Source organism: Chryseobacterium sp. KMC2, assembly GCF_016756935.1.
Lineage (GTDB): Bacteria > Bacteroidota > Bacteroidia > Flavobacteriales > Weeksellaceae > Chryseobacterium > Chryseobacterium rhizosphaerae.
In genome coordinates, this window is record NZ_JAESIT010000022.1 from 68,248 (window position 1) to 75,942 (window position 7,695).

6 protein-coding genes are annotated in these 7,695 nt (G+C 38.8%); 4 read left to right on the forward strand and 2 right to left on the reverse strand.

Features of this window, described 5'->3' with window-relative positions; all coding sequences use genetic code 11:
- Positions 1-112 precede the first annotated feature (112 nt).
- The 3 genes from bglX (at position 113) to JML65_RS20310 (ending at position 3,592) form a co-directional block, all read left to right on the forward strand.
- Positions 113-2,440: a beta-glucosidase BglX gene (gene bglX, locus JML65_RS20300; RefSeq protein ID WP_202271887.1), complete on the forward strand. Its 2,328-nt coding sequence runs from the start codon at positions 113-115 to the stop codon at positions 2,438-2,440.
- A gap of 101 nt (positions 2,441-2,541) precedes the next feature.
- Positions 2,542-2,931, forward strand: coding sequence for a hypothetical protein (locus tag JML65_RS20305; RefSeq protein ID WP_084087500.1), 390 nt, complete (start codon positions 2,542-2,544; stop codon positions 2,929-2,931).
- Positions 2,932-3,202: 271 nt separating this feature from the next.
- The gene (locus tag JML65_RS20310; protein WP_047486182.1) at positions 3,203-3,592 is read left to right on the forward strand and encodes a hypothetical protein; all 390 of its coding nucleotides are present in this window, start codon (positions 3,203-3,205) and stop codon (positions 3,590-3,592) included.
- Positions 3,593-3,677: 85 nt separating this feature from the next.
- Here JML65_RS20310 and JML65_RS20315 read toward each other — a convergent pair whose 3' ends face one another.
- Entirely contained in the window at positions 3,678-4,847 is a 1,170-nt protein-coding gene (locus JML65_RS20315; protein WP_202271889.1) for an iron-containing alcohol dehydrogenase, read from the reverse strand.
- A gap of 68 nt (positions 4,848-4,915) precedes the next feature.
- Positions 4,916-5,800, reverse strand: a complete 885-nt coding sequence (locus JML65_RS20320) for an AraC family transcriptional regulator (protein WP_084087506.1) — start codon at positions 5,798-5,800, stop codon at positions 4,916-4,918.
- Between the two features lie 316 nt (positions 5,801-6,116).
- Here JML65_RS20320 and JML65_RS20325 point away from each other — a divergent pair.
- Positions 6,117-7,695, forward strand: a 1,579-nt coding sequence (locus JML65_RS20325) for a T9SS type A sorting domain-containing protein (protein WP_202271891.1), incomplete at its 3' end; no start/stop codon positions are given.

The following is a 7,695-nucleotide window of genomic DNA, read 5'->3' on the forward strand; positions in this document are numbered from 1 at the left end:
TATTTTTGAATATTGTCTTTTTTAGAGACAATGAAAATAGGTCAATCAGATACAATCAGTCAAAAAATAACGTTTCACGTTAATTATAATAGAACAATAAGAAGTTAGATTTATGAAAAAACTAATCGTACTCGCTGCATTAGCCCTTTCGCCGGTATTCTCGGCACAGGAGATGGTGGATAAACCCGTACAGTCTTATCAGACAGCCCAATATCAGGCAAAAAAGAAAGCCTTTGTAGATAATCTGTTATCTAAAATGACATTGGACGAAAAAATCGGTCAGCTCAATCTGCCGACTTCCGGAGATTTTACTACAGGAATGGCTCAAAGTTCCGATATCGGAAAAAAAGTAGAGCAGGGATTGGTAGGTGGATTGTTCAACATAAAAGGGGCTGATAAAATCAAAGCCGTTCAAAAAGTAGCTGTTGAAAAAAGCCGTCTGAAAATTCCAATGATTTTTGGAATGGATGTTATCCATGGCTATGAAACGACTTTCCCAATTCCATTAGGCCTTGCAGCTTCATGGGATATGAATTTAGTACAGCAGTCTGCAAGAGTGGCTGCAAGAGAGGCTGCGTCAGACGGAATCAACTGGACTTTTTCGCCCATGGTTGATATTTCCCGTGAACCAAGATGGGGAAGAGTATCTGAAGGTTCAGGTGAAGATCCCTATTTAGGAAGTGAAATTTCAAAGAACATGGTGTATGGATACCAGGGTAAAGATTTAGCCAATGGTACCGGTATACTTGCCTGTGTAAAACACTTTGCGCTCTATGGAGCAGGCGAATCGGGTAGAGATTACAATACTGTTGATATGAGTCATGTAAGAATGTTCAATGAATATTTTCCTCCTTACAAAGCAGCTGTTGATGCCGGTGTTGCCTCTGTAATGGCCTCTTTCAATGAGGTGGACGGAGTTCCTGCGACAGGAAACAGATGGCTTCAGACCGAAGTACTGAGAAACCAATGGAAATTCAAAGGTTTCGTAGTAACCGATTATACCGGTATCAATGAAATGGTTGATCACGGAATGGGAGATATCCAGCAGGTTTCAGCTTTGGCTTTAAAAGCCGGGATCGATATGGATATGGTAGGAGAAGGTTTTTTAACAACCTTAAAAAAATCTTTATCGGAAGGAAAAGTAACACAGGCTGAAATTGATATGGCTGCCAAAAGAATTCTTGAAGCGAAATATGATTTAGGCTTATTTGATAATCCATACAAACATGGAGACGCAAAACTGGCGGCAAAAGAGGTTTACAATATGGAAAACCGTAATGTGGCAAGAGCTGCTGCTGCTCAGTCAATGGTTTTACTGAAAAATGAAAACCAGGTCTTACCGTTGAAAAAATCAGGTACAGTTGCTGTAATCGGACCATTGGTTAATAACTCGATGAATATGGCAGGAACCTGGAGTGTGGCTACAAAACATAATCTGTCTGTTAATTTGATGCAGGGGCTTCAGGCTAACTATGGCAAAGAGGTTAAATTCCTTTCTGCTAAAGGAGCTAATATTGATTATGATGCTAAATTAGAAGAAATCTACGCTGCTCACGGGAAGAAAACCGACAGAGATAACCGTTCCAAGGAAGAATTATTAAAAGAAGCTGTAGATATTGCCAATAAAGCAGATGTTATTGTCCTGGCAATCGGAGAATCCGCAGAAATGAGTGGGGAATCTTCTTCAAGAAGTGAAATTACAATCCCTCAGTCTCAGGTTGATCTGTTGAACGAGTTGAAAAAGACCGGAAAGCCTATTGCAATGGTACTTTTCACAGGCCGTCCATTAGCTTTAACGAATGTAAAAGATACACCTGATGCTATTGTCAATGCATGGTTCCCGGGTTCGGAAGCAGGAAATGCACTTGCTGATGTTTTATTCGGAAAAGTAAACCCTTCAGGAAAACTTCCGATGACTTTCCCAAGAAGTCTTGGTCAGGTGCCTATTTATTACAATGCTAAAAATACGGGCCGTCCTTTAGATCAGAAGTCTGTTGATAAATGTGAATACCAAAGATTCCGTTCCAACTATATGGATGAGTGTAATACCCCATTATATTCTTTCGGATATGGATTGAGTTATACAAAATTCAGTTATTCGGATATGACTGTTTCTAACGCTAATCCAAAAGGTAACCAAACTATTCAGGCGTCAGTGAATGTATCCAACACCGGAAACTATGATGGAGCAGAGGTAGTTCAGCTTTATATCAGAGACCTGGTGGGAAGTATTACAAGACCGGTAAAAGAACTGAAAGGTTTCCAGAAAATATTTCTGAAAAAAGGAGAATCCAAAAAAGTAACATTTGAGATCAGTCCGGAGAATCTGAAATTCTATAACGGAGATCTGAAATACGACTGGGAATCAGGAGAATTTGATGTGATGATCGGAACCAATTCTGATGAGGTGAAGCATTCAAAAATCACTTGGACTAAGTAAGGAGCAGAAAAAAGGTTTTTCACAGCAACGTGTTTGCTTATGTTTTGGCATGATTTTTAATAATACCCACGATAATTATTAAAATAATACAACAACAAAACATGAAAAAAACAATTTTACTTAGCACAATGTTCCTTGGTTCTTTAGTATTCGCACAAGAAATGACGATAAAAGGAGGGGATAGAGATGCTCACGGATGTATCGGTTCTGCAGGATATACCTATTCTCAGATCAAAAAGGACTGTGTAAGAACTTTTGAAGAAAAAATCAAATTAAAAGAGGTTGCTTCAGACGGAGGGTATATTGCTGCAGTGATTTTCAGCAAAGACAAGAAAAAAGCAGAGGTGTTTGTTAAAGATGTTGAAGGAGGAAGCTTAATTCTTACCAGACCGGGAAAAGCAAAAGCTTGGAAAAAAGATGGTTATGTACTGGTTCCTTTCAAAAAAAGCGGTTATCAGCTTAAAAAGGATAATGTCGTAATTTATCAATAAATAATAAAAACAGGAAATCGATTCGATTTCCTGTTTTTATTTTAATGAAGAATGATCAGACCTCATGAAACGGAGATCTGAAATATGACTGGGAATCAGGAGAATTCAATGTAATGATCGGAACCCATTCTGATGAGGTGAAGCATTCAAAAAATCATTTGGACTGCGTAAAGAACAGGAAAAATTTTTCACACTAAAGTGTTTTGTTGGCGGTTTGGCATGATTTTTAATAATACCCACGATAGGTATCATAATAATACAACAACAAAACATGAAAAAAACAATTTTACTTAGCACAATGTTCCTTGGTTCTTTAGTATTCGCACAAAAAACACCTGTATTAGGAGGCGATAAAGATGCTCACGGATGTATCGGTTCTGCAGGATATACCTATTCTCAGATCAAAAAAGACTGTATAAGAACTTTTGAAGAAAAAATCAAATTAAAAGAGGTTGCTTCGGGCGGAGGGTATATTGCTGCAGTGATTTTCAGCAAAGACAAGAAGAAAGCAGAGGTTTTCGTTAAAGATGTTGAAGGAGGAAGCTTAATTCTTACCAGACCGGGAAAAGCAAAAGCTTGGAAAAAAGATGGTTATGTATTGGTTCCTTTCAAAAAAAGCGGTTATCAGCTTAAAAAGGATAATGTCGTAATTTATCAATAAAAAAATAAAACAGGAAATCGATTCGATTTCCTGTTTTTATTTTAAGGAAGGATGATCAGCCTGTCATTCCTCGTTTTATTAAGTTTTAGAAGGCAGCTACTGCCTCTTCGGCATAAACAACACCTTCATAACAAGCATTGTATATTGCTTTTAATTCATCTAATGAAGGAACACGTGGATTGAATCCTGTACAAGGATCTGCCAAAGCATTGGCTGTGATATAATCAAGGTTTTTGTCCCAATCCTCTTTTGAAATTCCAAATGCTTTAAGAGAAGCATTATTATTCACCTCAGAACGTAATGTCTCGATAGCCTGAGCAAGGTCTTCAGCTGTTTCCTTACCGATTACTTTGGCCAGATCAGGATAACGGCCTGTTGCCAGAGCATTATAACGGATCACATTCGGAAGGAAGATGGCATTGGAAGCACCATGAGGAATTCCATATAAAGCTCCTACCTGGTGGGATAAAGAGTGAACGATTCCCAACCATGCATTATTGAATGCCAGACCGGCCATGAAAGAGGCATCATGCATATTTTGACGGGCCTTAATGTTGTCAGGATGGTTTACGGCTTCTTTAAGATTGTTAAAAACAATTTCCAACCCTCCCTTTGAAAGGACATCAGCATAATTGTTCTCAATATTTGAAACATAAGCCTCTACACAGTGTGTCAAAGCATCCAGTCCTGTATTGGAGGTGATATGAGCCGGCATAGACGCACAGATTTCACCATCCACAATGGCAATATCCGGAGTCAGTTCATAAGAAACAATAGGATATTTCACTCCTTTTTCACGGTCTGTGATGACCGCTAAACCGGTAGTTTCAGTTCCTGTTCCGCTGGTGGAAGGAATAGCAATAAATTTAGCTTTCTTTCTTAAAACCGGTACCGTAAAAGGTTTGATCATGGCTTCGAAATCTGCATCAGGATACTCATAAAATACCCACATGATTTTGGCGGCATCAATGGCAGAACAGCCTCCCAGCCCGATTACCCAATCCGGTTCAAAAGTTTTCATGACTTCAGCACCTTTCATACATGTTCCGGAAGATGGATCTTCTTCCACCCCCTCGAAAACCTGAGTTTCGATGCCCGCTTCGGTAAGGTAAGCAACTGCTTTATCCAGGGCTCCGCTCTTTCTCATTGAGCTTCCTCCTGTTACAATAACTGCTTTTTTACCGGTAATATTCTTTAATTCTTCAAGGCTTCCTGCTCCATGAAAAACTTCTCCTGCGATAAATAATTTACTCATTTTTCTTAGTTAATTTTTGATGAAACAAAATTAGATAAGACGAAACAGGTAATGTTATACAAACAGGACTATGCGTTATACATTTGCGCCAGCTCCTGCTGAAGTTCGGTAGGTGTTTCTTTAAGTTTAGCTTTTACAAATTTGTTGAGGGCCGAGGGGGAATTAAAACCAAGATCAAAAGCTATTTCCTTATGCGAAAGATCGGAAAACATCAACTGACGCTTGATTTCTATTAAAATCCGGTTGTGAATCGCCTGAATCGCCGTTTCGCTGCAGTGTTTTTTGGTGATGGAATTTAATTTTTTTGTACTGACAGCTAATTCTTCAGCATAATACTGAACTGTTCGGTGTTGTTTGTAATGCTCATTCAGTAGCTTTTTAAATCGGACATATATGGGTTTGTCTGCCGTGTCTTTATGAAGAATAGGGTGAAGCCCATGCACGGATTCAATGAGTCCCAACAGGAAAATTTTAATATGAAATCTTGCCTGTTCTTTTTTGATAAGACTTGGATGTTGATAAATTTTCTGAATGATTGAAATAGTATGCAGACTTTGTTCAAAATCTTCAGGAGAAAGAATAGTACAGTTCAATTGGGTAGAAAGATTGACATTATAGGTACTTAATTCGTTTTTAAGAATGTCTGAGCAGAATAATATTTCTTCAAATAAAATTATTTTTCCTGTAACGTTATCGCTTACAGCAGAAACGAAGTTAGCCTGTTCAGGAAATATAACAGAAATTTTTCCGGCCTTTAACGGGTGTACTTTTTCTTCAATATGAATCTGAAGGGCTCCGCTTTCCATCACAATAATACAGAAATGGTCTTTCTTATGAGGTTGGGTATATTCTTTCAGATTTTCTATGGTTAAATCAAAAACCCGGAAAGACAGATTTTTATCTTCGGCCTTTTGACTCTTCTTTTTGATCTCTAATTTTTTCAGGACACCCATTATTACCAGTGTTTTAAAACGCGGCAGCAAAGGTATGGCAAAACATGCCCAATATCCAAAGGTTTGGATGGGAAGAGGTGTGAATTACAGACGCTTTTTTATAGAATTAAAAGAATTGATCTTATGAATTATTATAATGCGACAGACTTTGTCGCTTTACTGAAATACCTTTGTTTGCTACAGAAATTAATAGTGAAAAATAAAAATATCAAGTTGTAATAAAATCCATAATCAATACAATAAAATAAATCTTTTCGCAGTGGCATAAAATGAATATTTTTGCAATCGAATTAAAATAATGATAATTACACAATCCATGAAAAAACTCTACATGGGTGCATTTACCTTATGCACCATCCTGAGCCTTTCTGCCCAGGAAGTCATCTGGCAGAAAGACATCAAATCTTCCACTCAGGATTTTCTCAATCAGGTGATTACAACCATTGATCAGCAATATCTTATCACAGGAAGCAGCATTCAGGCTAAAAGCCAGTCACTAGCTGCCAATAGCCAGAAACAAAACAACGGTTACGATTTTCATTTGATCAAACTCAACCAGCAGGGCGAGCAGGTTTGGGAGAAATATTTTGCCGGACAAAACCACGACTATTTATCAGGAACTGTGACCACTCAGGATGGAGGATTTCTGGTTTCAGGAACCTCTTATTCCGGAAAAGGACTGGATAAAAAAGATGACTCCAAAGGGGGATCGGATATCTGGCTGATCAGGCTGAATGAATTTGGGGATGAACTGTGGCAGAAAACTTTGGGAACATCCTCAGATGAAGAAGCCAAAGCAGTCATTCAAACTACAGATTTAGGTTTTTTTGTGGCCGGAAATATTCAAAACTCATCCAAAGGTTACGGATCAAAAGATGTCTGGATCACCAGACTGGATAAAGACGGAAAAGAGCTTTCTCAGCTTATTCTGGGAGGTAGAGGCTTGGACGAAGTGGAAAAAATGATACCCACGAAAGACGGCGGAGCATTGTTAGGAATCTATTCAAGGAGTTCCGAGGTTCTGGGTTCCGGGGTTGGAAATCCTGAGACTAAACCTTCGACTGAAAGACCCGCTTCCTCAATAGCCATTAGCCAAATGCCAAAAGCCAGCAGCAATTTTGGCGAAGGTGACTACTGGATCGTAAAGCTGGATAAAAACGGAAAAGTAGAGTGGGAAAAGAACTTTGGCGGGAAAGGCGATGATCATATCAGAACCCTGGCTTTAACTTCAAACGGTTTTATCATCGGAGGAGAATCCAGATCCGAGAGATCCGGAAACAAATCAGTAGGAATTGAAGAAGGCACAGACCTTTGGCTGATCTCACTGAATGAAAGAGGGGATGAACAATGGCAGAAATCTTACAATTTCAAGAACAGGGATATTTTGATGGGGATGAATGTGATACAGAGCCAAGAGTCAAGATCCAAGAACCAGGATGCTACCAAAGGAATATTGCTGGGAGGGTATACCCAGGCGGAAGGAAGAATAGAGAAGGACGACGAGACCTTTTGGATGTTGTATCTGGATGGCAACGGTAATGAACAGTGGAGAAAACATGTGAGTGGAGACTCGAGAAAAAGAGAGGAGAGACTTTCGGATTTGAGACTTAACAGAGATGGATCTATTATTCTGGCAGGAACCAGTGCTGAGGAATTAGGAAAAGAAAACTGGAAGATTGTAAAGCTGGGAGACAAACAGGTGGATCAGTTAATAGAAAAACATGATATCAAGATCTATCCGAACCCGGTATCTGATTATGCTTATGTAGAAATCGGCTTTAATTTCAAAGAAGCAGATATTATGCTGTATGATATGAGCGGAAGACAGCTTCAGAGTATAAAAACTAAAAATAATGTTACCAAGATCAATACACAGGCTCTTGTACAAGGCGCTT

Bases quoted from the DNA above. Each gene is read 5' to 3' on its own strand.
- JML65_RS20315 (WP_202271889.1), bottom strand. From the start codon at position 4,847: ATGAGTAAATTATTTATCGCAGGAGAAGTTTTTCATGGAGCAGGAAGC.
- bglX (WP_202271887.1), top strand. From the start codon at position 113: ATGAAAAAACTAATCGTACTCGCTGCATTAGCCCTTTCGCCGGTATTC.
- JML65_RS20310 (WP_047486182.1), top strand. From the start codon at position 3,203: ATGAAAAAAACAATTTTACTTAGCACAATGTTCCTTGGTTCTTTAGTA.
- JML65_RS20320 (WP_084087506.1), bottom strand. From the start codon at position 5,800: ATGGGTGTCCTGAAAAAATTAGAGATCAAAAAGAAGAGTCAAAAGGCC.
- JML65_RS20305 (WP_084087500.1), top strand. From the start codon at position 2,542: ATGAAAAAAACAATTTTACTTAGCACAATGTTCCTTGGTTCTTTAGTA.